This is a genomic window from Actinoplanes flavus, from assembly GCF_017592555.1.
GTDB classification, from domain to species: Bacteria; Actinomycetota; Actinomycetes; order Mycobacteriales; family Micromonosporaceae; genus Actinoplanes; species Actinoplanes flavus.
Genome location: NZ_JAGFNS010000035.1, coordinates 1 through 25118, shown reverse-complemented (window position 1 = coordinate 25118; position 25118 = coordinate 1). Strand labels below are relative to the sequence as shown.

Sequence of the window (25118 nt, the reverse complement as noted above, 5' to 3'; positions counted from 1 at the left end):
CCTGCGGGTTCGACCTCCATCCGCGCCTTCGGAAATGAGAAGCCGTGTCGGACCTGGCCTTTTCCCGTGAAAAGCTCCTCGAGACCCTTCTTCAAGTGCAAGGCCTGGCCGATCGCTCCGCACGGGACGCCCGCGTCGAGGAACTGAACGGCATGCTCGCCACTCCGCTGCGCATTCGCCGCTCGGACGACGCCGCCGAGGATCTCGCCGCCATCCTGGAGGCGGCCTCCACCGCTCCGAACGGGCTGCGCCTGTTCGCCGAGACGGTGATCCGCTGGCATCCCGGTGACGCGTCCGCCCGGTTCGGTGCGCTCGCGGCGGGCAGCCGGCCGTCCCGGCCCCGGGTCTACCGGCCGGAGGAGCGGATCGTCGGTGACATCCCGATCCGGAACAGGAATTTCACCGGCCGGGTGGAACTGCTGGAACGGCTGGGCGCCACGCTGTCGAAGGAGTCGACCACCTCGGTTCTCCCGCCGACGCTCAAGGGCCTCGGCGGTGTCGGCAAGACCCAGCTCGTCATCGAGTACGTGCACCGGAACCTCGACCGCTACGACCTGATCTGGTGGATCCCGGCCGAGCAGTCGTCCACCGTGCTCGCCGCGCTGACCCAGCTGGCCCAGCGGATCGACCTGCCGATCGCCGACGACCAGCAGGAGACCGCCCGGACCGTGCTGAACTGGCTGGCCGCCGGTGGCGACGACCGGGACTGGCTGCTCGTCTACGACAACGCCGACGAGCCCTCCGACCTGACGCCGCTGCTCCCGTCGACCGGCGGCCACGTGATCGTGACGACCCGGATCGAGGAGTGGAGCCACATCGGCATCCCGATCGAGGTCGACGTGTTCCGGCGGGACGAGAGCGTGCAGATGCTCACCCGGCGGACCCGGGACTCCAGCTCGCTGGCGCCGATCTCGGATGACGAGGCGGACGAGCTGGCCGAGGCGCTCGGTGACCTGCCGCTGGCCCTGGAACAGGCGGCGGCCTGGTATCTGGCGACCGGCATGCCGGTCGCCGAGTACATCGAGCTGCTGGGTGAGCGCAGCGAGCTGCTGAACGAGGGCAAGCCCGCCGACTATCCGCTGACCGTCGCCGCGTTCGTGTCGGTCGCACTGGAGAAGCTGGACAACAACGACCGGGCCGCGGCCCAGTTCTTCGCCCTGTTCGCGTTCCTCGGTGGTGAGCCGGTCCGGCAGTCACTGCTGGTCCGGGGCGCCAACGCGGCGCTCACCCCGGAGCTGCGGGCCGCCCTCAACGACTCGATCTCGACCGGCCGGATGGTTCGCGAGCTGCGGAAGTACGGTCTGGCCAAACAGGTCGGCCGGTCCACGTCGGCGATGGCGGCCGGCGACCGGACACCGCGCCTCCAGGTGCACCGGCTGGTGCAGCGGGTGCTGCGCGACACGCTCAACCCGGAGGTGCGCCAGGAGACCCTGCGCAACGTGCAGCGGCTGCTCGCGGTGGCCAAGCCGGGCGACCCGGACGAGGTCGGTGAGCTGGCCCTGCAGAGCGAGATGGGCCCGCACCTGACGCCGGCGGACATGGTGCACTCGGGCACCCCGGAGGGCCGGCAGACGGTCCTCGACCACGCCCGCTACCTCTACATCGTCGGCGACTACGAGAACAGCCGGGCCCTGGCGAGCCGGGCCGCCGAGGAGTGGTCGAAGGACGAGACCGATCCGCTGCTGGGGCCGGACGGGCAGTCCACCCTGCTCGCCCGGGCACAGATCGCCAACGCGATCCGGGCGCTCGGCGACAGCAGCACCGCGTCCGAGCTGCTGCTGGACACGTACAACCGGTTCCTGGCCAGTCCGTTGCTGGGGCCCGAGCATCCGTACACATTGATCACCGGTAACCAGCGCGGGCACGACATGCGCATCGCCGGCCAGTACCGCGAGGCGATGGCGTTCGACGAGGAGAGCTACCGGCTGCACCGGGAGGTCTTCGGCGACGAGGAGACGTACACGCTGCGGGTGAAGGGCAATCTGGCGGTCGACTACCGGCTGTTCGGTGATTTCGCGCAGGCGCTGAAACTCGACGAGGAGATCGTCTCGCACTGGGCCGACCAGGGCATCGTCGACGCCAACGTGATCCGCACGCACATCAACGTGGCCCGCGACTTCTACGGTCTCGGCCACTACAACGCCGCCCTGGAGCGGCTGCGGGAGTGGCTGCCGGAGCAGGAGCGGCTGCTCGGCGCCCGGCACGGCTTCGTGCTGGTGTCCGAGCGGACCCACGCCATCACCCTGCGGAAACTGGGCCGGCTCGCCGAGGCGCTCGAGGTGATGCGGACCAACCACGAGCGCACCGCCAATCGCTTCAACTTGCCGTTCAACCGCAGCCACGAGTTCTCGGTGGCGGCCACGGTGAGCCTGGCCAACGTGCTGCGGCAGGCCGGCGAGCTGCCGGAGGCGGCGGAGCTGGCCGACGACGCGCTGACCCGCTACCGCGACGACTTCGGCGACGACCACCCGCTGACCCTGGCCGCCGAGGTGAACCGGGCGATCATCATGCGGGCCGCCGGGCTGTTCGAGGAGGCGTTCGCCCTGGACCAGCACGCGTACCCGCGTTTGCAGGTGAAGCTGGGCCCGGACCATCCGTACACGATCTGCGCCGGCACGTCCCTGGCCAACAACCACGCGCTGGCCGGCCGGCACCGGGCGGCGCTGGAGCTGTCCGAGGAGATGCTGCGCCTGAGCCGGGAGGCCGACGCCAAGGGCACGGCGGCACGCGGTGGCCAGGAGCATCCGTACGTGTTGATGCGGGCCGTCAATCTGTCCCTGGATCTGCGTGCCACCGGCGCCGAGGAGCGTGGCGCGCGGCTCTTCCGCGATTCGCTGGACCAGCTGACCGCTCTGCTGGGCGCCGGCCATCCCGAGGTGGTGGCGGCCGCGGAGGGGCAGCGGCTCGAGGGCGACATCGAGGCGCCGCCGACCTGATCGGCCGGGCCCGGCGGGCTAGCGGCCGTTGCGGTCCCGCCAGGCGCCGTGCAGCCGGGCGAGCGTGTCGCGCGCGTCGCGGGCCACGCCGTCCGGGACCGGTTCGGCCAGCAGCCGGTCGGCGGTCCGGCGCAGCCCGGCCGCGAAGCGCAGACCGTCGGCGGTCAGCGACCCGGACTCCTCGACGGCGGTGAGACCGCGGTCCACCTGCAACCGGGTCTCGGCGAAGCGGGCCTCGGCCACCGGGACCACGCCGCGCAGCGCCCGCCAGGTGTCGGCGACCCCGGCGAAGGCGTAGACGCCCTGGAGCAGGCCGGGCAGCGGCCGCGGGTCGGTACGCCACGGTGCGAAGTACCGCCGCTCGTCGGCCGGATCGGTCAGCTGGACCAGGTCGAGGACGGCGCTCAGCTTGGAGTGCTGGAACTCGTGCACGAGGGTGACCGCGAAGTCGGCGGGCGTGCCGGGGCGGGTCAGGCCGAAGACACCGAAGGCGTGCCGGATGGTGGCGCTGCGGGCCGATCGCGGGTCGGTCTGCAACAGCGGGACCAGCGTCTCCAGGCCGGCGGCCAGTTCGGCGGCCCGTTCCGGCAGAGCGGTGGCGAGCAGGGTCCACGCGCCGGTGAAGGTCTCCTGCCAGCGGCGCACCTCGTCGCCGGGCAGCCGGTTCGCGGGCGGCACGTGGTGCCCGTGCCGGTACGGATGCAGGTCGTCGAGCGCAAGGTCGATCGACTGCCCCCGGGCGCCGGCGGTGAGCCGCCGCAACGGCAGCCAGCCGGGCCCGCCGGACAGCTCGACCACGCCGTCCGCGGTGAGCCGGAACAGCCGCCCCCCGGTCGTGCTCACCTCGATCGTGGCGGCGTCCCCGGCTTCGACGGCGCCGACGCCGGGGAGGACGGCGAGCCCATGGTGCACCGGGACCGTCACCGAGCCGTCGACGCCGGCGCGGGCGGCCGCGACCACGGCGATCGCCGACAGGTATCCGAGGTCCCCGGCCGACGCCTCGCCCTGGAGCACGGCCCGGCCGGTGATGGCCGCCCAGCCGCCGGTGAGTGGGTCCCCGATCACCCGCTGGAACGCGGCCGGGTCGGCCTGCCGGGCACGCTCCAGAAGTTCGACAGAGTGGGAGCCCAGCAGGTACCGGATGAGCAGCAGGTGCTTGCTGAGCCGGGTGCGGCGCAGCTCGTGGATCGCCTCGGCGCCGCCGAGCCCGCCCGCCAGCGCGGTGAGGGTGTCCGGGGCCAGCCGGTGGACGGCGACGGTCATGATCTTCTCCCGAGTGACGCGGCGACACTGTCGTAGACGTGACGGACGAGGGCCAGCAGGTCGGCGCAGTAGACGGACGGCGACCGGAATCCGATGCCCTGCCGGTAGCGGTGGGCGTAGTGGCCGCCGCCGCAGAAGGCGACGGCCGGGCAGGACAGGCATTCGTCGGCGAGCGCCGCACGGCCGATCTGCCGGGCCACGATGCCGGGGTGGTCGAGCGCCTCGCCGAGGTCGTGCCGCAGCACGTCCAGCCCGGTGGAGCAGGCCCCCTCGTAGGCGCTCTTCAGCGCGTCGACCTGCTCGATCGCGCCGTCGGATTCGACCACGACCACGCCGGACGGGCTGAGGCCGAGCTGCTCGCCACGGCTCGCGCCGCCGAGGACCAGGTTGATCGCGTCCTCGAAGATCCGGATCCGGGGTGGCGCCTCCTCGGCGTACCAGCGGTCGAAGACGGCGATCAGCCAGTCGGCGTACGGCGTGGCGCGCCCGTCGACCGGCGGTGGCGGGGACTCCCAGTTGGCGTGCGGCAGCAGCAGGTCGATGGCCGGCGGGTCGAACGCCCGCAGCTGCTCGTAGCAGGCCAGCGGGTTGGTTCCGGCCGCCACGGTGCAGAGCAGTCCGGCGTACGCGGGCCGGTTGTCGGGTTTCTGGAGCAGGGTGAGGGCGCGTTCGACGGCGGCGAAGCTGCCCCGGCCGCCCGGTGTCCTGCGGTGCCGGTCGTGGTCGGCGGCCACCCCGTCGACGCTGACCCCGGCCTGGATGCCGTTGGCCAGCAGCATGGCGACGATGCGCTCGTCGAGCAGCACGCCGTTGGTCTGCATGCCGATGTCGACCCGGCAGCCGTCCGGGAACACCGCCCGCGCCGACCGGGCGAGTTCGGCGAGACGCTCCCGCCCGTACAGCAGAGGTTCGCCACCGTGCAGGACGATCCGCACGCGGGTGAGTCCGTGGTCGCGCGCGTGCGCGGCGAAGCGCGTGAGCGCCGCGTCGCGCACCCGGTCGGGCATGGTCCGGGGCCGCTCACGCCAGGATTGATCCGGGTGCTCGTACACGTAGCAGTACGAGCACGCCAGATTGCACCTCTGATGGATCTTGAGCACCATCTCCCGGAACGGGACCGGCCGGTGCCCGGCCGCGCGCACGGCGGCCACATCCAGTTCGGCGTACGGCCAGGGAGCCGCGGCGTGCGGCGCCGGGGCCACGGTGCTCAGTCCTCGGTGACGAACGAACCGAACGCGCTGATCACGCCGTCGGTGTCGGCGAGACCGTCGAGCACCTGCCGCAGCGAGCGGCCGAGCACTCCGGACGTCTCGGCGGCCAGCGACTCGATCGGGAGGTCGGACACATCGGCTAGCGGGATCCACCGATCCTCGCTGGGCGCCTCCGCCGATGCAGCATTCATGGTGACCTCCTCCGGCGCTCCCGGCTCCGGCGCCGGAAGGCCCTGTCAAACCCTGTCAATATGTGGTTGACCTGGTAATTCGCGGTTGATGTCGCTCGCCTGGGGAAACGAGGGCGACCGTCCCAGGCTACGGTCTGGGACGGTCCGCGGTTCGGATGTCGGACGCCTTCTGACAAGAGTTGACAGGCGGGATCAGGCTGACGGCGGTTCGATGTGGGCGATCGCGCGGGCGCCCCGCGCCACCTCCAGAACGGCCGGATGACCCGGTCCGAGACTGCGCCGCAGACCGCCGAGCACGGCGTCCAGCGACGGAGAGGAGCCGCCGTCGGCGGCGAAGTTGGCCGCCGCCAGCAGCGTGTCCGGATGCGACTCGCCGTAGACCTCGCGGGCGCTGCGCCAGGCCTCCTCGGAGATGCCCCGCGCCGACGCCGGGTCCTCCAGCGCCATCGCCGACGCCAGGTTCGTCACGGCCGCCACCGTGAACGGGTGCTCGGCGCCGAGACGGCCACGCAACGCCACGTACGCCTCGGTGCCGATCTGCCGGGCCGGCTCGGCGCGGCCCATCGCCAGCAGGGTCGCCACCACGTTGACCCGGGCGACCTGGACCAGCGGGTTGTCGGCGCCGAGCGCCTGCTCGTACTGCTGCTCGGTGCGTTCCGCGACGTCCAGCGCCTCGCGCAGCCGGCCGAACTCGCGCAGCGCCCCGCTCCAGCTCATCGCCACCGCGAGGGTCAGCTCGCGGGCCACCCCGACCCGCACGAGGCAGGCCTGATGGCAGGCGGCCAGCTCCTCGGCCGCGCCGCCCGGGTCACCGAGCCGCCGCGCCGCCACCCCGCTCATCCGGCGGGCCCGCAGCAGCTCCCGGCCCTCGCCGTGGGTGAGCACCGCGGTCAGCCGCCGCCCGATCTCCCGGTAGCGGCCCAGCCCGTACAGGTCCTCGGCGATGGCGTTCAGAAGACGATGAAAGGCCCCATCCGGTACGCCGATGCGCGCCTGCAACCGCAGATAGGCGGCCTCGTCGTCGGCGGCGGCCTCACCGAACCGGCCCAGCAGCCGCAGGCTCACCCCACGGTTGTACCGGCTGGCCGCGGTCCGGTAGTCGTCCTCCGGGAAGAACCGCAGATGCCCCCGCAGGGTCTCCTCGTCCAGCTCCAGTGCCCGCTGGTAGTGGCCCGCGATCCGCAGATCGTGCCCCCGCCCCCGGGCCAGGTCCAGCGCCACCGGATGATCCGTGTACGCCGGATCGGCCGCCAGCCGGGCCGTCATCTCCGCGGTCAGGGCCTCCGCCTCCGGGTACCGCCCGGCCGCCCGCAGCGCGTTGGCGTGGTACCGGCGGATCTGCAGCACCGCCTCGTCGGTCCGGGCCGAGGGTGACCGCGCCGCCAGGGCCGTCTCCACCCGCTCGCCGAGCCGCCGCGCCCCGGCGATGTCGTCGTCCAGGAACCGGAACCGGATCTGGTGCCGCACCGTCCGGTACGCCGCCGGATGGTGCCAGTCGACCAGCTCGGCCGGACCGAGGTGCGCCCCGATGGCCCGGTGGGTCGGCCAGGTCCGCCGGTCCTCCGGATGCCCCGGATCGGCCGCCACCAGGATCTCCCGCACGTGGTCGCGGTTGCGCTCGCCGGCCGCGTCGGGCAGCAGGTCCCGTACCGCGAGGCGGATCAGCGCCGGGATCTCGATGCCGTCCTCCGGGCTGCGCCGGGCCAGCCCCGCCTGCACCAGCGCGGCCAGCCGGCGGCGCAGCGCGATCTGGTCCTTGAGCAGCGCACGCAGCTCGGCCGGCACCTCCCGGCGGGCGGCCGTCGCCAGCAGCGGCACCAGGACCGGGCCGGACCCGAACCCGGCCAGCAGCGTGAGCAGCCGCACCGTGCCCGGGTCGGGGCCGAGCCGGGACAGCGCGGACCGCACCTCGGCCAGCACCGGTTCGCCGGCCGACGGCGCCGAAGGGTTCCGGCAGAACTCGGCGAGCGCCAGCGGCATGCTCCCGAACGCACCGGGCGCCGCCGCGTCCCGTCCACGTTTGCGCAGGTACTGGGCGACCTCACCGGGGTCGAAGTCGGGCACCTCGACGTCGCGGTAGGCGCTGTCGCGGGCCCACGTCGCGTCCCGGGTCGTCACGATGACGCTGCCGCCGATGGTGCGGATCAGAGCGCGGATGTCGCTGCTGCGCACGCCGTCGAAGATCAGCAGGTAGTTGCGGGCCCGGCCGAACGCGGCGAACAACCGGTCGAGGGTCTGCCGCCGGTCCGCCGACGGCACGATCCCCAGCCGTTTCGCCAGCTCGACCAGCGAGGTGGTGGCCCGGTCGAGATCCCGCGCGTCCACCCACCAGACGATCGGGTACTCCGGGGCGTACAGCCGGGCGTACTCCGCGATCAGCTGCGTCTTGCCGACGCCGAGCGGGCCGTGGACCACCACCGGCACGTGCGGATCCCGGGTCAGATGCTCGTGGATCAGGTCGAGCTGGGGTTCCCGGCCGGTGAAGAACGGGTCCCGCTCGGGAAGCCGGCCATGCACGATGACCTCGGCCACCGGCTCGGGCGGCCGGATCTCCACCGGCGGGTGCGGCTCCGGGTCCGGCTCCGGCTCGGGTTCCGGCCGGGGCGCCGGGTTCCGGGAGGCCGATGAGCACAGTTCGACACCGACGGACAGTTCCTCATCCACATCGACCGGCTGGTCCGCGGCCCGGCACAGCACGATGATGATCGACCGGATCTTGCTCCACGCGGGCAGCGGGTCGCCGCGGAACAGGGCGCTCACGGTCTCGTGCGACACCGGCTCCAGGCGCGGGTTCTTGCGGGTCATCTGGCTGATCGCCCGGGTGGCGGGCCGGCCCGCCACGTTGTACAGCCGGTGCAGCCGGAGCAGGAGCTTGCGGTGATTGCCTTCCGGCACTCGGTCGACGCCTGGCAGATCGATGGGCACTCCGCACGCTCCGAGGCACGTCGCATGGCTGTGGAGATGGCACGCCGGTTCAGCTGTGAGACCACCAAGAATGTCATGCCTGGTCACCCGCCAACAACCCGGCCGCCGCGGCCGCAGCGTCACCGGCGTGTCCGGGGTGGACGTCTCTCTCGCACCGGTCGCCCGCTACCGCTGCGCCGGGCGACGGGTGGCGTCCCGCTATGGCGATCTGCAATACTGCAACCTGCTATAGGGGGGTGGGGACGTGCGTAAGGCCGATCGGGATCTGGCATCGCTGACGGTGCTCGCCCTGCTCATGACCGGACCGCGGCACGCGTACGACATGCATCTCCTGATCGAGAGAACCCACAAGACGTTCGTCACCGGGTTGCCGCGCAGCCTCTATCACGCGGTGAACCGGCTGGTCGGCGGCGGCGAGATCCGGGTCAGTGACGTGGTGCGTGCGGCCGGGCGGCCGGAGCGGACCGTCTACGCGCTCACCGATCGGGGGCGGGCCCGGCTGCGGGAGTGGATCGGGGTGCTGCTGCGCGAGCCGGATCCGGACTCGTCGCTGCTCACCGCGGCCCTGAGCTTCGCCGGCTGCCTGCCGCCGGAGACGGTGGCCGGGCTGCTGCGCGAACGCCGGGCCCGGCTGGAGCAGCGCCTGGTCGCCGCCCGCGCCGTGCCGGAGCTGCCGCGCGTCCTGCTGATCGAGGCGGAGTACGAGGTGAGCAGGCTGACCGCCGAGCGCGACTGGGTGTCGGCGCTCGCCGCGGACATCGAGACCGGCCGGCTCACCTGGCCCGCCGACATGGCCGACGTGGCCGACGTGACGCCGCTCCTGACCGAGGACGGCGGACCGGATGCGTCCCGGAGAGGATCACCATGACCGGAACACCACACCACGACACCGGGGTACGACCGTCATGAGGCTTCTGTTCGAGGCCTCGGCGCCGGTGAGCGCGCGGGTCGAGCGGGTGCGGGCGCTCATCGACGACGGCTGGGTGCTGGACGCGTTCCTCGGCGGCGAGGAGGCGCGCTCCTACGTGGACGTCGACCATCGGCCCGGGATCGTCGGCTTCCAGGGCCACTGGTGGTATCGCGGTGAGATCAGCGCCGAACCGTCCCCGGACGGGACGACGGTGACCTACCGCGTCTACAACATCGCCCGGCGCTCCGCCTGGGCGGTTCCCCTGGCGAACCGCCTGTTCATCGGCTACCGCCGGACGGTCCGCGAGGCAGTGAACGGCCTGGCCCGGACGATCGAGTCCCGCCTGGCCCCCTGACCGAAGACCCTCGGCCGGCCGGCACACCCGTCTTATGATCGAGCGATGCCCCCCGATGAACCCGGCGCGCCGGTCCGTGGCGTCGAAGTCCATCCTCAGCGGAAGGACAGCACGGCCACCGGCTGTCTCGGGTGTCTCGGCGTCGTCCTGCTCCTGTCGTCGGCCCTCGCCGTGTATTTCGCCGTCTTCCCGGTCGCGCTCTCCGTGTTGTCGGATGCCTACGTCGGCCTGGCCCGATCGGCCACCGCCGGGAACCCGCGCGGCATGGCGGTGGCCGGATGGCTGCTCTTCGTCATCACCGCGTCCTCGCTCCTCGCGCTGGCCCTGACCCGCGGCCGGCTCGCACGAGCGTGGGCCCGCACGATCGGCGCGGTGGCCGCGGTCCTGGCGATCGCCGCCTGGAATCTCCTGCCGCTGCGTGGCAGCGGGCTCGCCGAAGCCGTCGACGGGCCCGGCGGGAGCGGCTTCGTCACCGGAGCGCGGTGGGGCGCCCCGGCAGCGGGCCTGCTGCTGATGATCGCCGCCCACGTGCGGTTCCGGAAGCGAGCCGAGGACTTCTACGTCCGGCACTCGTTGTTGCGATGGACGATCGGCCTCGCCTCGGCCCTCGCCGTCGCGGCGCTGGCCGTGGCCGTCCTCCGTGCGGAATGACGGCGGTGTGCGTGATGGGGCAGCTCAGCCCGGCGGTCGCGGCAGAGGACGGCGTGGCGGAAGAGCGCGGCTCTGTCGTACGAGATCAGGGTTTCGCATGGGGGTCGACCAGGATCTTGGCGTGGCTGTCGGCTTTGGCGAGCTGGTCGAAGGCGTCGGCGACGCCGTCCAGGCCGACGACTCCGGTGATCAGCGGGCGCGGGTCGATGCGGCGGCGGGCGACCATGTGCAGGGTGCCACGGAACTCGGCCGGGTCGTAGCAGAACGAGAACCGCAGGTCGACCTCCTTGTTGCTGGCCATGGTGGGCCGGAACGTGTCCGGTCGCATGCAGACCCCGACCACGACGACGCGGGAACGGAACGGCGCATGGGTGACGATGTCCTCGATGACGCCGGGCACACCGACGCACTCGAAGACGGCGGCGCCTCGCGGGCCGGCGCCGAACCGCTGACCGGCCCGCATCACCGTCCACCACGGAACGCCGGGGATCCGCTGGAGGGCGTCCATCGCGGCGATGCCCGCCCCGTAGAGGGCCGTGGCCTTGGTGACCAGGCGTTCGTCATCGCCGAGAACCTCCCACGGCGACTGGACGGCCGGATCGACGACGACGTCGGCGCCGCAGGTGCGGGCCAGTTCGCGGCGCGGCCCGGAGAAGTCGCTGGCGACGACCCGGCGGACGCCGGCGGCCTTGAGCATGAGGATCACGGCGAGCCCGATCGGCCCGCACCCGATCACCACGGCGGTGTCGTCCTTGGCCACGTCGCCACGGCGGACGGCGTGGTAGGCGACGGCGAGCGGTTCGGTGAGGGCGGCCAGATCGGGGTCGAGACCGTCCGGGACCGGCATGGTGGCGGCCTCGGAGACCAGCAGGTGTTCCGCGTAGCCGCCGGGCGCGTGTTCCGACATGCCGGTCATGTGGATGTCGTCGCCGTGCCTGATCAGCGGGAGGGAGACGACCGCCCGGCCGGGTTTCCAGCGGCGGCGGCAGCCGGGGCCGTACGCGTCGACGGTTCCGGTGAACTCGTGCCCCATGACGACGTGGTGCGACCGGCGGACGAAGTCGGGATAGCCGACCTCGGCGGCCACATCGGCACTGGGCTCGGCGTCGAGACGGACATGAAGATCAGAACCACAGATCCCGGTACGGGTGACCCGGAGGCGGATCTGGCCGTGCCCCGGTTCCGGCAGCGGCACCTCGCCGACGGTCAACCGCCCGTCGTGCAGGATCACGGCTCTCACGCGTCCACCTCCTGCCGGGCCCGGCCGAAGATCAGCCCCTCGTCGAGCCGGGCCCGGTTGGTGGCCCACGAGTCCAGCAGCACGTTCTGCCGGAACGCCCACGGGTAGCGGCTGGTCACCCGGGGCATCAGATGCGCGGCGCGGGCCAGGTAGCCGGACTGCATGTCCATGAACGGCGCGGTCGGCCCCAGGTCGGCGGGCGGGCTGGGCACCACGCTGTCGGCGCCGGTGTCGAGCAGCCGGCGCAGCAGCCGGGCCACGAACCGGGCGGTCAGGTCGGCGCGGACGGTCCAGGACAGGTTGATGTAGCCGATGCAGACGGCCAGGTTGGGCAGCCCGCTGAGCAGCGTCCCGTGGTAGGCGTGCGACCGGGACAGGTCGGCCGGCGTCCCGTCGACGCTGATCGCGATGCCGCCGAGCAGCCGTAGCCGCAGCCCGGTGGCGGTGACGATGATGTCGGCCTCCACGATGTCGCCGTTCTCCAGGCGGACACCCGACGGCACGAACCGGTCGATCCGCCCGGTGACCACCGACGCGTCGCCGGAGCGGATCGCCTGGAAGAGGTCGCCGTCGGGGGCGATGCACAGCCGCTGCTGCCACGGGTCGTACGGCGGCCGGAAGTGCGTGTCCACGATGTCCGCCGAGCCGACCTGCGCCACCGCCCCCTTGCGCAGCAGCGCCCGCATCCGCTCCGGGTAGCGGCGGCAGGCCTGGAACAGGGCCCATTGCATGACGGTGTTCTTGGCGCGGGTGATCCGGTGGGCGGCGCCGGCCGGGAGCACCTTGGCGAGGCCCCGGCCGATGACGTCGACGCTCGGCTGGGCCAGTACGTAGGTGGGCGTGCGCTGGAGCATGGTGACGTGGGCGGCGTCGCGGGCCATCGCCGGGACGACGGTGACCGCGGTGGCCCCGGAGCCGATGACGACGACCCGCTTGCCGGTGTGGTCCAGGTCCGGGGGCCAGAACTGCGGGTGGACGACCCGGCCCGCGAAGTCGCCGGTGAAGCCGGGGTCGTACGGGTCCTCGTAGTCGTAGTAGCCGGTGCAGAAGGCCACGAACCGCACCACGTACGCGAACCGCTCGCCGTCCCGGGTGGCCGTCACCCGCCAGCGGGCGGTGGCGCTGTCCCAGTCGGCGGCGACGATCCGGGTGCCGTACTCGATGTGCTTGTCGACGCCGGTGGCGCGGGCCGTCTCCTCGATGTAGGTGAGCAGCTCACCGCCGTCGACGATGGACTTCTCACCGGTCCACGGCCGGAACGGGAAGGACAGCGTGTAGACGTCGGAGTCGGACCGCACGCCCGGATAGCGGAACAGATCCCAGGTGCCGCCGAGCCGGTCGCGGCCCTCGGCGATGGTGTAGGTCAGCTCCGGGCATCGCTCGCTGATCCGGTGGGCCATGTCGATCCCGGAGATCCCGGCCCCGATGATGAGCACGTCGACGTGCGAGTCCGTCATGTCGTGATCGTGCTCCGGTCACCCGCCGGAAACTTGACTCAGCCCGACAATACGGCTTCCGGGTGCGCGGACCCGGCGTGGTGGCACGCCCCACCAGCGGTGGCAGGCCCGGCTGAAGGTGGCCTGTTCGGCGAACCCGAGCCGGGAGGAGACGTGGTGGAACGGCAGGCGCGTCCCGGTCAGGTAGAGCCGGGCCCGGTCGCGCCGCACGTCGTCGACGATCCCGGCGTACGTGGTCCCGAGCTGGGCGAGGCGCCGCTGCAGCGTCCGGGGGTGCAGGGCGAGCCGGTTCGACAGGACCTCGATGGGTACGGGCCCGAAGTCCAGTGACTCCCCCACCACCGACCGGATCCGGCCGATCATGTCGTCCGCCCGGGGCAGGATGATCCGCAGGTAGGACTCGGCCCGGTCGCGCAGGTCCTCGCGGGCGCCGGCGACCGGCCGGGTGAGCAGCTCGCCGGGCACCCGCAGCAGTGTCTCGGGGGCTCCGAACCGGACCGGCGCCCCGAAGAACCGCCGGTAGGCGCCGGGATCCGCGGTCGGCTGGTAGTCCAGCCGGACGTCGATCAGCCCGTAGTCGCCGCCGAACAGCCGCCGCATCGCCCGGTGCAGGAACCCGATCCCGGCGTCGGTGGCCTGCACCGGCCGGATCCCGGCCCGGGTCTGCCGGTAGCGCAGCGCGGTGACGCCGGGGCGGCCGTCCGGGTCGGCGATCCGGTCGACGGACAGGGCGTCGCTGTGCACGGCCAGGTAGCGTTCGGTGGCGGCCAGGGCGTCGGCGCCGGTCCGGCAGTTGGCCAGCAGGGCGGCGAGCGGCCCGAGGGTGTCGAGGTCGTGCCGGGCGGCCATCCGCAGGCCCAGGTCGGGGCAGTTCAGCCGCTCGGCCGAGTGTTGCAGGAGGGCGGCCAGCCGCCAGTCGGCGATCGGCACGTCGTCGTGGTCGAGGACGGCGGTGTCCAGGCCGGCGGCGCGCACCAGCGGCGCCGGGTCGGCGCCGAGACCGCGCACGACCCCGGCGAAGCCCCGGATCCCGGCTGCGCGGACGGTCGCCATGGCAGCAGTCTCGGGACCCGGGCGGGGCCCGTCAACACTTTCCGGCCGCCGTTGCGGTGGCAGTGCTCAGGTGAGGTTCTTCAGCGTGTAGCCGGCCCGGGAGCACTGGAGCTTCAGTACCGCCTCGGCGGGCGCGGTCAGCCCTTGCATCTGGTCGAACTCGGCGAAGGTGGTGAACGTCGTCTCCTTCTCCGCCGCCGCGGCGAGCTCGTCCAGGGCAGCCTGCAGGGCCGGGTCGGTGACCTTGGCCGCCGCGTCGGAGAAGGTCGCCGCGAGGCCGTAGAACAGCGGGCGGAGCGCCTCCAGGGATCGGGCCACGGCGGCCTTGTCACCGCGCCGCTCGGCCGCCACGCCGTCGCGGATGTGCCGCTGCGGCTCGGTGTCCAGAGTGCTGTAGGCGCCGTCCGCCACCTCACACGCCTGCGCCGACGTGAACAGCCCCGCCAGGGCCGGGTTGTGCACCGGTGCCGGGGCGGATCCACCGGGGACGGGCGACGAGGTGACCGGCGCCGATGGGGGTGCGGGTGGAGGTGGGGGTGGGGCGGAGTCCGGCGAGGATCCACAGGACGCCGTCGGCAGCAGGGCCGTGAGGACAAGGCTGGGGATCAGAACGCCGCGCATGCGAGCCTCTCGAAACGATCATCATGGATGTCGGCACTCTAGCCTCGGTTCGCAACCGGAACGATCAGTAGGCTGCGTGCGTGCCGCCCGATGCACGCCGCCCCGCCGGCGCCCTGGAATCCGAGATCCTGCGTGTCCTGGTCGCCGCGAGCGAGCCGTTGATGCCGCGGGAGGTGCAGGCGCGGCTGGGTGCGCCGTTGTCGTACAGCACCGTGGTGACGATCCTGACCCGGATGCACGAGAAGGGGCGGGCGGCCCGTTTCCGCGACGGGCGGTCGTTCCGGTACGCGCCGCTCACCGACGAGGCGTCGGTCGCGGCCGAGCGGATGAGCGCGGCCCTGGGCGCCGGCACCGACCGGGCCACCGTGCTGCGCCGGTTCGTGGCCGGTCTGGAGCCGGGGGACGAGGAGCTGCTGCGCCGGTTGCTAGAGCCGGGCGGCGATCAGTAGCTCGCCCAGGTCGATGACGCATTCGACGGTCCAGGCCAGGGAGAAGACGGCTATCGCCGCCGGCACGGCCAGGGCCGGGAGCGGATGGTTGCGGCGCGGGGTGATCAGCGAGGCGACACGACGGGGTACGGCGCCCGCGCGGCTCAGGTCGGGTGAGGGCGGCGCCATCCGGAGACTGCCGACGCGATGGGTGCTGTCGCTGACCAGGGCGGCCGTGGCGATGGCCCGGGCCATCCCGCGGCGGTCGCCTAGCTCGGCGGCGGCCCGCTCGTCGGCGGCCCGTTCCACCAGGTGGTCGATGTGCCGGGTGAGCAGGCGAAACACCGGGTGCACGGCGGCCGACAGGTGGGCGAGCAGGACCAGCCGGTGGTGCCGGGAACGCAGGTGGGCGCGTTCGTGGGCGAGCAGGGCGGCGTACTGGACGTCGTCGAGGGCGTCGCGCATGCCGGTGGTGACGACGATCCGGCCGTCGCCGCCGGGGACCGCGAACGCCTCGGCGCGGTCGTCGTCGAGGACCACGACCTGACCGTCCACGGTGGGCAGGCCGATGTAGCGGCGGGCGTAGGCGGTGTCCCGGCGGTGGGTGCGCCAGACCCGGGCGACGCCGGTGAGCGCGGCCAGCAGCAGCGCCAGGGAGAGCCAGGACACCCAGGGTTCGCTGTCGGTGTCGGCACGGACGTACGCGTCGGAAAGGTGCAGCAGGGACGCGGTGAGCGGAAGCTCCGCGACGGCCTTGAGGGCGAAGGCGCCGAGCGTCACCAGGCAGCCGGCCGCGGCCGCGGTCAGTGAGGTGACCAGCAGGAACGCGGCGGCCTCGGGGCGCAGCCGGTCGGCCAGGTAGCGGATCGCCACCACCACCAGAACCGGGCAGATCAGGATCTCCCACACGAAATGATCGAACACCGCGACTCCCCTACACCGACTCGATGCGGAGTGTCGCACGTGGTGACGGTGACCCTGGACAGTGAGGCCAGCCAAACCTAATCTACAGTCTGTAGAACGAAGGTAAGGCAATCCTTATCAGAGAAGAGGGTCATGCTCGCCACCTACCTCATCGGCCTGCGTGAAGGGCTGGAGGCCACCCTGGTGGTCAGCATCCTGATCGCGTTCCTGGTCAAGTCCGGGCGCACCGACCGCCTCCCCCAGGTGTGGGCCGGCGTCGCCGCCGCCGTGGCGCTGTCCATCGGGTTCGGGGCACTGCTCAGCTACACCTCCACCACCCTGCTGCGCGACTACGACCAGCGGGAGCTGTTCGAGGCGATCACGTCGATCCTGGCCGTCTGCTTCGTCACCTGGATGATCTTCTGGATGCGCCGGGCCGCCCGGTCGATCAGCGGTGAGCTGCGCGGGAAACTCACCGACGCGCTCGCCCTCGGATCGGTCGCGGTCGCCGTGATGGCGTTCCTCGCCGTGGTCCGCGAGGGCCTGGAGACGTCGCTGATCTTCTACTCCGCGGTGCAGGGCGCCGACCTCGACGGCAAGCCGCTCTACGCGCTCACCGGCGGCATCCTCACGGCCGTCGCGATCGGCTGGCTGATGTACGCGACCGCCGTCCGGATCAACCTGACGGTCTTCTTCACCGTCACCGGGGTCCTGCTCATCCTGGTCGCCGCCGGCATCCTCAAGTACGGCGTCCACGACCTCCAGGAGTCCGGCGTCCTCCCGGGGCTCAACACCCTGGCGTACGACGTGAGCGCCGCCCTCGACCCGTCCGCGTGGTACACGGCCCTGCTCACCGGCATGGTCAACGTGACGCCGACGGCCAGTGTCCTGGAGGCGGTCGCCTGGATCGCGTACGCCGTACCCGTGCTCGTGCTCTTCCTTCGCCCCGCTACGACCGCGGTTCCCGCCCCCCAGCACTAGGAGACATCGTGCGCCACCGCTATAGCCCACTCGCCCTCACGGCGGCCGTCGTCGTCCTGGCCGGATGCTCCTCCTCCGGCGGCGACACCACCCCCGACGCCGCGGGCGGGCCGATCACCGTCAAGGCCACCGACACCTCCTGCGAGGTCGCCCGCACCCAGGTCGACGCCGGGACCAGCGTCTTCGCCATCACCAACGGCGGGCAGAAGGTCACCGAGTTCTACGTGTACGCCGCGGGCGACCGGGTGATGGCCGAGGTCGAGAACATCGCCCCCGGGCTCTCCCGTGACCTGCACGTCGAACTGCCCGCCGGCAGCTACGAGACGGCCTGCAAGCCCGGCATGATCGGCAAGGGCATCCGCGGGCAGCTCACCGTCTCCGGCTCGGCCGCGCCGCTGACCGAGGACGCCGCCCTGCTCGCCGCCACCGACAGCTACTCGCGGTACGTGAAGTCGCAGACCGCCGCCCTGGAGGTGAAGACCACCGAGTTCGTGACGGCGGTCAAGGACGGCGACGCGGCCAAGGCCAAGGCGCTGTTCCCGGTGGCCCGCACGTACTGGGAGCGGATCGAGCCGGTGGCCGAGATCTTCGGCGACCTCGACCCGCGCATCGACGGCCGCGAGGAGGTCACCGAGGAGGGCCTGAAGTTCGGCGGCTTCCACAAGATCGAGCAGGATCTGTGGCAGAAGAACGACATCTCCCAGTCCGGCCCGGTCGCCGACCAGCTCCTCACCGACGTCAAGGAGATCGTGCGGAAGGCCAACGCCGAGAAGCTGTCCCCGCTGCAGCTCGCCAACGGCGCCAAGGCCCTGCTCGACGAGGTCGCCTCCGGCAAGATCACCGGCGAGGAGGACCGCTACTCGCACACCGACCTGTGGGACTTCAACGCCAACATCGACGGGTCCAAGGCGGCGATCGCGTCGCTGCGGCCGGTCCTCGAGGAGCGGGACGCGGCCCTGGTCAAGACGCTGGACGCGGAGTTCGCCAACGTGGACGCGGCCCTCGGCAAGCACCGCGACGGGGACGGCTGGAAGCTGCACAACGAGCTGTCGCAGGCCGACCTCAAGGAGCTGACCGACGCGATCAACGCGCTGGCCGAGCCGATCAGCCGGGTGGCGGCCGTGGTCGCCAAGCAGTCGTGAGCCCGGTCTCCCGGCGGGCGCTGGTCATCGGCGGCCTGGGCGCCGCCGGTGCGGCCGGCGCCACGGCCGCCCTCCTCTCCGGCGGCGAACCGGCGGCCTCGTTCTCCGACGCGGTCGCCTTCCACGGCCCCCACCAGGCCGGCATCGTCACGCCCGCCCAGGACCGGCTGCACTTCGTCGCCTTCGACGTCGTCACCAAGGACCGCGACCGGCTGATCCAGCTGCTGAAGGACTGGACGGTCGCGGCCACCCGGATGACCGCCGGAAAGGACGCCGGCGAGGTCGGGGCGGTGGCCGGCCTCCCCGAGGCGCCGCCGGACGACACCGGCGAGGCCATCGGCCTCCCGGCGTCCCAGCTGACGCTCACCATCGGGTTCGGGCCGACCCTGTTCCGGACCGCGGACGGGCGCGACCGCTTCGGGCTGGCGGGCAGGCAGCCCGGGGCGCTCGCGCCGCTCCCCCGGTTCACCGGCGACACCCTCGACGCGGCACTGTCCGACGGCGACATCGGCATCCAGGCGTGCGCCAACGACCCGCAGGTGGCGGTGCACGCCATCCGCAACCTGGCCCGCATCGGCATGGGCGTGGTCAGTGTGCGGTGGTCGCAGCTGGGCTTCGGGCGTACGTCGTCCACCTCCACCGGGCAGGCCACGCCCCGCAACCTGTTCGGGTTCAAGGACGGCACCCGCAACCTCAAGGCCGAACAGGACGACCTGCTGCGCGAGCACCTGTGGGTGCAGCCCGGCGACGGGCCGGACTGGATGGCCGGCGGGTCCTACCTGGTCACCCGCAAGATCCGGATGCTGGTCGAGACGTGGGACCGGTCCCCGCTCGTCGAGCAGGAGGCCATCGTCGGGCGGCACAAGGGCAGCGGCGCGCCGATCGGGCTGGCCGGCGAGTTCGACGAACCCGACCTCACCTCGGTCGGCGACGACGGCGAACCGATCATGCCGAAGATCGCGCACGTGCGGCTGGCCCACCCGGACACCAACAACGGGGCGCGGATGCTGCGGCGCGGCTACAACTTCGTCGACGGGTCGGACGGGCTGGGGCGGCTCAACGCGGGACTGTTCTTCATCGCGTACCAGCGCGATCCGGCGAAGGCGTTCATCCCGGTGCAGCGCAGCCTGGCCGCCCAGGACGAGATGAACGAGTACATCCGGCACGTGTCCAGCGGTCTGTTCGCCTGCCCGCCGGGCGTCACCGGCTCCGGCGACTTCTGGGGCAGCGGCCTGTTCACCTGAGGAGTGGTAACGGCCACCACCCGGGCATGGGCCGTACTCGATAGATTCGGTGGGTGCCCCGCCGGAACGCCCTCGCCCTCGCCGTCTGTCTCGCCGCCGCGTTCACCACCCTGGTCGACCAGGCCAGTCTCAACACGGCGGTGCCGGCGTTGCGGGAGTCGCTCGGCGCCGGCCCGGCCACCCTGCAATGGATCATCGCGGGGTATTCGCTGACCTTCGGGCTGGCGATGGTCCCGGCCGGGCGGCTCGGCGACGCGCACGGGCGCAGATGGTTCTTCGTCGGCGGCATGGCGGTGTTCGCCGTGGCGGGCGCCGTCGCCGGGACCGCGAGCGAGGCGTGGGTGGTGGCCGTCGCGCGGCTCACCCAGGGCGCCGGCGCGGGCATCGTCAACCCCCAGGTGTACGGCATCATCCAGGACCTGTTCACCGGCCGGGACCGGGCCCGGGCGCTGGGGGCGTACTCGACCGTGGGCGGGATCGCGGCGGTGCTCGGGCCGCTCACCGGCGGGCTGGCGCTCGGCGCGTTCGGCGACGACCACGGGTGGCGGCTCGTGCTGCTGATGGGGGTGCCGTTCGGGCTGCTCACCGTGCCGCTGGCGATCATGTTCCTGCCCGCCGGCCGTCCGGACCACGCCCACCGGACCACACTCGACCTGCCGGGGCTCGCGCTGCTCGGCACGGTGACGCTGTGCCTGCTGCTGCCGTTCGTGCTGCCCGGCGGATCCGGCCCGCCGGTGGCGGTGTGGCCGCTGGTCGCGGTGGTGGCGCTCGCCGGGCTGGGCTGGTGGGAGCGCCGCTACGCGCGTTCCGGCCGGACCCCGGTGCTGATGCCGGAGCTGGTCCGCTCGCGCGGGTTCAGCCTGGGCACACTGACCGCGATGTTCCAGTTCGGGGCGTCGCTGTCGGCGAACCTGGTGCTGGTCCTCCACCTCCAGGAGAGCCTCGGCTGGTCGGCGCTGGACGCGGCGCTCCCCCTGATCCCCGGCGCGATCGGCTTCGCGGCGGCCTCTTCGCAGAGCTGGCGGCTGGTGGCCCGCTTCGGCCGGTCCGCGGTGGTCGGCGCGCTGGCCGGCGCGGTGACGGCGGTCGGGGCGACGATCACCGTGCTGCACACGGTTCCCGAGTCCGGGCTGAGCGCCGCGCTGATGTGCACCCAGTTCGCGGCCGGGGTCGCCGGCGGCCTGGTCCTCTCCCCCAACCAGGCCCTCACCCTGGCCCACGCGCCGGCCGGAGCGGCCGGCCTGGCGGGCGCCTTCCTCCAGGTCTCCCAGCGGATCTCGGCGACCCTGGCGATGGCCGCCGTCACCGGCATCATGGTGGCCGCCCACGACGTCACCGCGGCCCTGACCATCTGCCTCACCATGATGACCGCCTCGGCGGCGTGCGCGGCCCTCGACCTCCGCACCCCACGGACGGCGCCGCGGCCCACCGCTCCTCCGGTCCCCGTCGCCGAGATCCGCTGAGAGGCGCCGCTGTCTCGAACGGGTCACCCGTACCGGGAAAGGGCCGGGTCTCAGCGGCGGCGGTGGCGGACCGGCGCGTGCAGCATGTGCACCACCTCGGGTGAGGTGGTCGAGAGGGCGCGGGCGCGCTCGTCGTAGGCGGCGTCGGCGCCGGTGAGACGGCCGTCGTGCTGGCGCAGGTGTTCGTCCCAGCTGGAGACGACGTAGAGCTCGACCATCCGGCCGGAGGTCTCACCGGCACGGAAGACGCCCCACTGGACCGCGCCGGTACGCAGGCGGGACCGGCGGACGTCGCTCATCGCCTCCAGGAACTCGGCCTCCCGGTCCGGTGGGATCGTGTACGCGACCTCGACCACCACCGGCCCGGCGCCGGGGTCCGGCTCGTGGGTGAGCCGGGGTTCGGGCCACGGGGTGGCCGGGTCCCGGTTCAGGTGGCCGGACGGGATCAGCGGCGCGAACGGCAGGCTGGCCGCACCGGCCGCGGTCAGGCCGGCGGCGATCAGGAACGTCGGGGCCAGGCCGATCCGGTCGGCGGCCACGCCCCACGCCAGCGAGCCGAGGGCCTGGCTGCCGAAGAACGCGGTCTGGTAGCCGGCCAGCCCCCGGGCGCGGACCCAGCCGGGCAGCAGGAGTTGCACCTCGGCGTTCAGGCTGGACAGCACGCTCATCCAGGCGGCGCCGGCCGGGACCAGGGCGATCACGGCGATCGCCGGCTCCCGGACGACGGCCAGGACGGCCAGGACGACGGCGTAGGTGACGCTCGCGACGGCCAGCATGCCGGTGCCGGACAGGACCGCCCGCAGCCGGGGCAGGATCAGCGCCCCGAGGACGGCGCCCACGCCCAGGGCGGCCAGCAGGAGGCCGTACCCGCTCGCGTCGAGACCGAGCCGGCGGCTGGCGACCAGCGGGAGCAGCGCCCAGAGGGCCATCGCCGGTACCACGAAGACGACGCTGCGCAGCAGCAGCCGTCGCATGATCGGCGCATAGCGCACGTAACGGCCGCCGGCGCGCAGCGCGGCGAGGAACGGCTCGGCGACGCCGTCCTGCGGGTCGCGCCGCCAGAGCAGCAGGGCGATCGCGAAGACCAGGAACGAGACCGCGTTGATCGCGAAGACGGCGGCCGGCCCGGCCTGGGCGACCAGCACCCCGGCGATGGCCGGGCCGATGGCGCGGGCCAGGTTCATGCTGATCGCACCGAGCGCCGCGGCCGACGGGATCAGCGGGCGGGGCACGAGTTCCGGGATCACCGCCTGGTACGCCGGGCTCGTCATCGCCGTGCCGCAGCCCAGCGCGAACGTCAGGAGCAGCAGCAGCGGCGGGATCATCTCGCCGGCCATGGTGAGCGCGGTCAGCATCACCCCGGTCCCGAGCTGGAAGAGCTGCACGTAGATCAGCAGACGCCGCCGGTCGAACGAGTCGGCGAGCACCCCGGACGGCAGGGCCAGCAGCAGTACGGGCAGGGTGGCGGCGGTCTGCACGAGCGAGACCAGGGTGCCCGCGTTCGGCTCACCGAGCAGCAGCCACTGGGCGCCGACGGTCTGCATCCAGGTGCCGATCTGACTGCCGAGGACGGCGAACCAGAGCATCCGGAACACGCCGATCCGCAGCGGCGCCCACGTGGAGGTCATGCCCCGATCATTACCCCTGGCCGGGGCCGTAATCTCGCACAACGCCCCGGCCGGATCAGAGCCAGGAGACCTTCGGGCCGCAACCCCTCGAGGAGCAGCTTGCCGTCGATGTGACCGTCGGCACTATGCGCTCTTGAAGAAGGCTCCGGTCGCCTCGCCGCCGACCGGACGGGCGATGCAGTGCAGCAGCGTGTCCTCGCCGACCTTGATCGGCCAGGCCTCACGCACCCAGCCGCGGGTCCGGTCCGGATGGTGGCTGCGGGCCGCCATGAACTCCTCGCCACAGGCGACGGCGATCTCCGACTTCTCGATCAGCGGATCGTCGTCGTCGATCACGACACCGCCGGGCGGGACGTCGACCGCGGCGTACGTCTCCCAGACGTGCTCGGCCGCGCAGTCCAGCCGCCGGGGCGACTCGGGCACCCCGGAACTGACGTTCAGACCGGCCCAGCACATCGGCTCGACCGGGCAGAAGCCGCCGGCGCAGGTGGTGAAACGCACCGGCAGCCGCTCCTGGGTGAGCCCCTCCTCGAGGGTGGTCGGGGTGACGGCCGGGTTCGTGTCCGGCCGGCTGCCCCGGACCACCAGACCGGCGACGGCCAGCGCCATCACGGCGACAGCGGAGAGCACCAACGGCAGCAGGGAGCGGCGTACGGCGGGAGCGGTCACCGGCGCACGGTCCGCCACCGCGGCCCGGGCGGCGGCCGCCAGTTCGGCCGCCGACTGCCAGCGGTCCTTCGGGTCGACGGCGAGAGCCCGCTCGACCACGGCCTGAACCGGGATCGGCAGTCGCACCTTCATCGTGCGGGGGCCGGACTGGAGCCGCTGGAGCGCCACGGCGTACGGGTTGTCGCCGACGAAGGGCTTCTCCCCCGCCAGGCACTCGTAGGCGACCAGGCCCAGCGAGTAGAGGTCGCTGCGCGGTCCGGCCGGCTCGCCCCGGACCTGCTCCGGCGACAGGTACGTGGGAGTGCCGAGAACCGCGCCGGACACCGTCAGCCGGCCGGCGTCCTCGTGGCGCGCGATGCCGAAGTCCGTGATGACCACGGTGCCGTCCGGGCGTACCAACAGGTTGGCGGGTTTGATGTCGCGATGCACCAGGCCCTGCCCGTGGACGGCCTGGAGCCCGTCGGCGACCTGCGCGATGAGGAGCATCGTCTCCGCCGGCCCGAGACGGCCGCGCTTCAGCCGCTCGGCGAGCGACTCGCCGTCGACGAACTCCATCACCAGAAAGGCGACACCGAGGCTGTGGCCGAAGTCGTGCACGGAGGCGACCGCCGGATGGTTGATCCGGGCCATCGAGGTGGCCTCGGCCGTGAAGCGCCGCCCGAAATCCGGGTCGGCGTCCAGGCCCGGCAGCATGGCCTTCACCGCCACGTAGCGTTGCAGCACCTCGTCGACGGCGAGCCACACCTCGCCCATCCCGCCGGCGCCGAGCCGCCGATGGAGACGGTACCGATCGCTCAGCCGGACCCCAGCCCGCAACACGTCAGCCGACACGGCGGACAGCTTAGGGCTCCCGTCACGGTCCCGGCCAATCCTCGGGCATCGACCGGCCGGATGGTGCCGACCTGCACCAAAGGCCTGACTCCGAACGGATCCATTTCGGAGGTACGGCATGGTCGCCGAGAGGCCGCGCCGCCTCGCCTAGGCTGTGGTGATGCGTGGGGTGGCACTGGTTACCGGGTCGGTTTCGGGGATCGGGGAGGCTACGGCGCGGCGGCTCACGGCGGACGGGTTCGTGGTGGCGGTGCACTCGCGGGCCAGCCGGGACGCCGGGGTGGCGCTGGCCGCGGAGCTGGGCGGGACGTATCACCAGGCCGATCTCTCCGACGACGACGCGGCCGCCGGTCTGGTGCCGGCGGTCGTCGAGCGGCACGGGCGGCTCGACGTGCTGGTCAACAACGCCGGGATCTCCTGGCCGGTGCCACACGCGGACCTGGCCGGGCTGACCCCCGCCGACTGGCGCAAGCTGCTGGACGTCAACCTGATCGCCCCGTGGGTGCTGTGCACCGCGGCGCTGCCGCACCTGCGGGCCGCCGACGGCTGCGTCGTCAACGTGACCAGCCACGCGGGGGTGCGACCCAAGGGCAGTTCGATCGCGTACGCGGCGAGCAAGGCCGCCCTCAACCACGTGACGAAGCTGCTGGCCGCCGCCCTCGGCCCGCGGGTCCGGGTGAACGCCGTGGCGCCGGGGCTGGTCGACACGCCGCTCACCGCCGACTGGACGGCCGCGCAGGAACTGTGGAAGTCGTCGAGCCCGATGGGCCGGGCCGCGCAGCCCGCCGACGTGGCGGATCTGATCGCCATGCTGATCGGGCACCGGTACCTGACCGGCGAGGTGATTCTGCTCGACGGCGGCCTGAATCTCCGTTGAGGACGACGAGAAGGAGTTTCAATGACCATGTCAAGCCGCGTACGGCGTGATCGGCGGTGAGGGATGGAACTCACGGCCGTCTCGCAGCAGGGCCCAGATGACGTCGATCAGGCGGCGGGCCAGGGCGATCAAGGCTTGG

At 72.7% G+C, this 25118-nt stretch carries 22 protein-coding genes; 11 read left to right on the top strand and 11 right to left on the bottom strand.

Going from position 1 to position 25118, the window contains the following annotated elements; all coding sequences use genetic code 11:
• The first annotated feature begins 44 nt into the window (after window positions 1-44).
• Entirely contained in the window at window positions 45-2936 is a 2892-nt protein-coding gene (fxsT, locus tag J5X75_RS37250; RefSeq protein ID WP_307798507.1) for an FxSxx-COOH system tetratricopeptide repeat protein, read from the top strand.
• A gap of 18 nt (window positions 2937-2954) precedes the next feature.
• Here the strand turns inward: fxsT (J5X75_RS37250) and J5X75_RS37245 are convergent, their stop codons facing one another.
• The 4 genes from J5X75_RS37245 to fxsT (J5X75_RS37230) form a co-directional block, all read right to left on the bottom strand.
• Window positions 2955-4199 carry an HEXXH motif domain-containing protein gene (locus J5X75_RS37245; protein ID WP_208472313.1) on the bottom strand — a complete coding sequence of 415 codons (1245 nt, stop codon included), beginning with the start codon at window positions 4197-4199 and terminating at the stop codon, window positions 2955-2957.
• On the bottom strand, window positions 4196-5401 hold the full coding sequence (locus J5X75_RS37240) for an FxsB family cyclophane-forming radical SAM/SPASM peptide maturase (protein ID WP_307798505.1): 1206 nt from the start codon (window positions 5399-5401) through the stop codon (window positions 4196-4198). Before J5X75_RS37240 ends, J5X75_RS37245 begins: the two co-directional genes overlap by 4 nt.
• Before the next feature lie 5 nt (window positions 5402-5406).
• Entirely contained in the window at window positions 5407-5601 is a 195-nt protein-coding gene (locus J5X75_RS37235; protein WP_208472312.1) for an FxSxx-COOH-like cyclophane-containing RiPP peptide, read from the bottom strand.
• 192 nt (window positions 5602-5793) lie between these two features.
• Window positions 5794-8526 (bottom strand): FxSxx-COOH system tetratricopeptide repeat protein, encoded by a 2733-nt coding sequence (gene fxsT, locus J5X75_RS37230; RefSeq protein WP_208472311.1) that lies wholly within the window; start codon window positions 8524-8526, stop codon window positions 5794-5796.
• A 70-nt stretch (window positions 8527-8596) separates the two neighbouring features.
• Between fxsT (J5X75_RS37230) and J5X75_RS37225 the strand changes: the two genes are divergently transcribed.
• Genes J5X75_RS37225 through J5X75_RS37210 form a run of 4 tightly spaced genes read left to right on the top strand, consistent with a single transcriptional unit; the run spans window position 8597 to window position 10442 of the window.
• Window positions 8597-8758 (top strand): hypothetical protein, encoded by a 162-nt coding sequence (locus tag J5X75_RS37225; RefSeq protein WP_208472310.1) that lies wholly within the window; start codon window positions 8597-8599, stop codon window positions 8756-8758.
• A gap of 12 nt (window positions 8759-8770) precedes the next feature.
• A complete protein-coding gene (locus tag J5X75_RS37220) occupies window positions 8771-9394 on the top strand; it encodes a PadR family transcriptional regulator (RefSeq protein WP_208472309.1) in 624 nt (207 codons plus the stop codon).
• A 37-nt stretch (window positions 9395-9431) separates the two neighbouring features.
• Window positions 9432-9791 (top strand): hypothetical protein, encoded by a 360-nt coding sequence (locus J5X75_RS37215; RefSeq protein ID WP_208472308.1) that lies wholly within the window; start codon window positions 9432-9434, stop codon window positions 9789-9791.
• A gap of 45 nt (window positions 9792-9836) precedes the next feature.
• On the top strand, window positions 9837-10442 hold the full coding sequence (locus tag J5X75_RS37210) for a hypothetical protein (protein ID WP_208472306.1): 606 nt from the start codon (window positions 9837-9839) through the stop codon (window positions 10440-10442).
• A gap of 85 nt (window positions 10443-10527) precedes the next feature.
• On the opposite strand, the gene J5X75_RS37205 is transcribed toward J5X75_RS37210, so the two are convergent.
• The 4 genes from J5X75_RS37205 to J5X75_RS37190 all read right to left on the bottom strand — a co-directional run bounded on the left by J5X75_RS37205 (window position 10528) and on the right by J5X75_RS37190 (window position 14813).
• Window positions 10528-11682, bottom strand: coding sequence for a zinc-binding dehydrogenase (locus J5X75_RS37205; RefSeq protein ID WP_208472304.1), 1155 nt, complete (start codon window positions 11680-11682; stop codon window positions 10528-10530).
• Window positions 11679-13139 carry a flavin-containing monooxygenase gene (locus J5X75_RS37200; protein WP_208472303.1) on the bottom strand — a complete coding sequence of 487 codons (1461 nt, stop codon included), beginning with the start codon at window positions 13137-13139 and terminating at the stop codon, window positions 11679-11681. Before J5X75_RS37200 ends, J5X75_RS37205 begins: the two co-directional genes overlap by 4 nt.
• 18 nt (window positions 13140-13157) lie before the next feature.
• Window positions 13158-14192 carry an AraC family transcriptional regulator gene (locus J5X75_RS37195; protein WP_208472302.1) on the bottom strand — a complete coding sequence of 345 codons (1035 nt, stop codon included), beginning with the start codon at window positions 14190-14192 and terminating at the stop codon, window positions 13158-13160.
• A 66-nt stretch (window positions 14193-14258) separates the two neighbouring features.
• A complete protein-coding gene (locus tag J5X75_RS37190; protein WP_208472301.1) occupies window positions 14259-14813 on the bottom strand; it encodes a hypothetical protein in 555 nt (184 codons plus the stop codon).
• Window positions 14814-14893: 80 nt separating this feature from the next.
• On the opposite strand from J5X75_RS37190, the gene J5X75_RS37185 reads away from it, so the two are divergent.
• Complete coding sequence (locus tag J5X75_RS37185; protein ID WP_208472300.1) at window positions 14894-15262, top strand: BlaI/MecI/CopY family transcriptional regulator; 369 nt, start codon at window positions 14894-14896, stop codon at window positions 15260-15262.
• On the opposite strand, the gene J5X75_RS37180 is transcribed toward J5X75_RS37185, so the two are convergent.
• A complete protein-coding gene (locus tag J5X75_RS37180) occupies window positions 15239-16165 on the bottom strand; it encodes a M48 family metalloprotease (RefSeq protein ID WP_208472299.1) in 927 nt (308 codons plus the stop codon). The genes J5X75_RS37185 and J5X75_RS37180 overlap by 24 nt on opposite strands.
• A 132-nt stretch (window positions 16166-16297) precedes the next feature.
• On the opposite strand from J5X75_RS37180, the gene efeU reads away from it, so the two are divergent.
• Genes efeU through J5X75_RS37160 form a run of 4 tightly spaced genes read left to right on the top strand, consistent with a single transcriptional unit; the run spans window position 16298 to window position 20974 of the window.
• On the top strand, window positions 16298-17125 hold the full coding sequence (gene efeU / locus J5X75_RS37175; protein ID WP_208472298.1) for an iron uptake transporter permease EfeU: 828 nt from the start codon (window positions 16298-16300) through the stop codon (window positions 17123-17125).
• Window positions 17126-17133: 8 nt separating this feature from the next.
• Window positions 17134-18267 (top strand): iron uptake system protein EfeO, encoded by a 1134-nt coding sequence (gene efeO / locus J5X75_RS37170; protein WP_372451009.1) that lies wholly within the window; start codon window positions 17134-17136, stop codon window positions 18265-18267.
• Window positions 18264-19511, top strand: coding sequence for an iron uptake transporter deferrochelatase/peroxidase subunit (gene efeB / locus J5X75_RS37165; RefSeq protein WP_208472297.1), 1248 nt, complete (start codon window positions 18264-18266; stop codon window positions 19509-19511). Before efeO ends, efeB begins: the two co-directional genes overlap by 4 nt.
• 53 nt (window positions 19512-19564) lie before the next feature.
• Complete coding sequence (locus tag J5X75_RS37160) at window positions 19565-20974, top strand: MFS transporter (RefSeq protein WP_208472296.1); 1410 nt, start codon at window positions 19565-19567, stop codon at window positions 20972-20974.
• Window positions 20975-21024: 50 nt separating this feature from the next.
• Here the strand turns inward: J5X75_RS37160 and J5X75_RS37155 are convergent, their stop codons facing one another.
• Together J5X75_RS37155 and J5X75_RS37150 are read right to left on the bottom strand one after the other, a co-directional pair.
• Entirely contained in the window at window positions 21025-22602 is a 1578-nt protein-coding gene (locus J5X75_RS37155) for an MFS transporter (protein ID WP_208472295.1), read from the bottom strand.
• 123 nt (window positions 22603-22725) lie between these two features.
• Window positions 22726-24102, bottom strand: coding sequence for a serine/threonine-protein kinase (locus tag J5X75_RS37150; protein WP_208472294.1), 1377 nt, complete (start codon window positions 24100-24102; stop codon window positions 22726-22728).
• Between the two features lie 160 nt (window positions 24103-24262).
• Here J5X75_RS37150 and J5X75_RS37145 point away from each other — a divergent pair, with 160 nt between their 5' ends.
• Window positions 24263-24979: an SDR family NAD(P)-dependent oxidoreductase gene (locus tag J5X75_RS37145; RefSeq protein WP_208472293.1), complete on the top strand. Its 717-nt coding sequence runs from the start codon at window positions 24263-24265 to the stop codon at window positions 24977-24979.
• Window positions 24980-25118 lie beyond the last annotated feature (139 nt).

Bases quoted from the DNA above. Each gene is read 5' to 3' on its own strand.
- J5X75_RS37245 (WP_208472313.1), bottom strand. From the start codon at position 4,199: ATGACCGTCGCCGTCCACCGGCTGGCCCCGGACACCCTCACCGCGCTG.
- J5X75_RS37235 (WP_208472312.1), bottom strand. From the start codon at position 5,601: ATGAATGCTGCATCGGCGGAGGCGCCCAGCGAGGATCGGTGGATCCCG.
- J5X75_RS37225 (WP_208472310.1), top strand. From the start codon at position 8,597: ATGTCATGCCTGGTCACCCGCCAACAACCCGGCCGCCGCGGCCGCAGC.
- J5X75_RS37215 (WP_208472308.1), top strand. From the start codon at position 9,432: ATGAGGCTTCTGTTCGAGGCCTCGGCGCCGGTGAGCGCGCGGGTCGAG.
- J5X75_RS37210 (WP_208472306.1), top strand. From the start codon at position 9,837: ATGCCCCCCGATGAACCCGGCGCGCCGGTCCGTGGCGTCGAAGTCCAT.
- J5X75_RS37200 (WP_208472303.1), bottom strand. From the start codon at position 13,139: ATGACGGACTCGCACGTCGACGTGCTCATCATCGGGGCCGGGATCTCC.
- J5X75_RS37195 (WP_208472302.1), bottom strand. From the start codon at position 14,192: ATGGCGACCGTCCGCGCAGCCGGGATCCGGGGCTTCGCCGGGGTCGTG.
- J5X75_RS37190 (WP_208472301.1), bottom strand. From the start codon at position 14,813: ATGCGCGGCGTTCTGATCCCCAGCCTTGTCCTCACGGCCCTGCTGCCG.
- efeU (WP_208472298.1), top strand. From the start codon at position 16,298: ATGCTCGCCACCTACCTCATCGGCCTGCGTGAAGGGCTGGAGGCCACC.
- J5X75_RS37155 (WP_208472295.1), bottom strand. From the start codon at position 22,602: ATGACCTCCACGTGGGCGCCGCTGCGGATCGGCGTGTTCCGGATGCTC.
- J5X75_RS37145 (WP_208472293.1), top strand. From the start codon at position 24,263: ATGCGTGGGGTGGCACTGGTTACCGGGTCGGTTTCGGGGATCGGGGAG.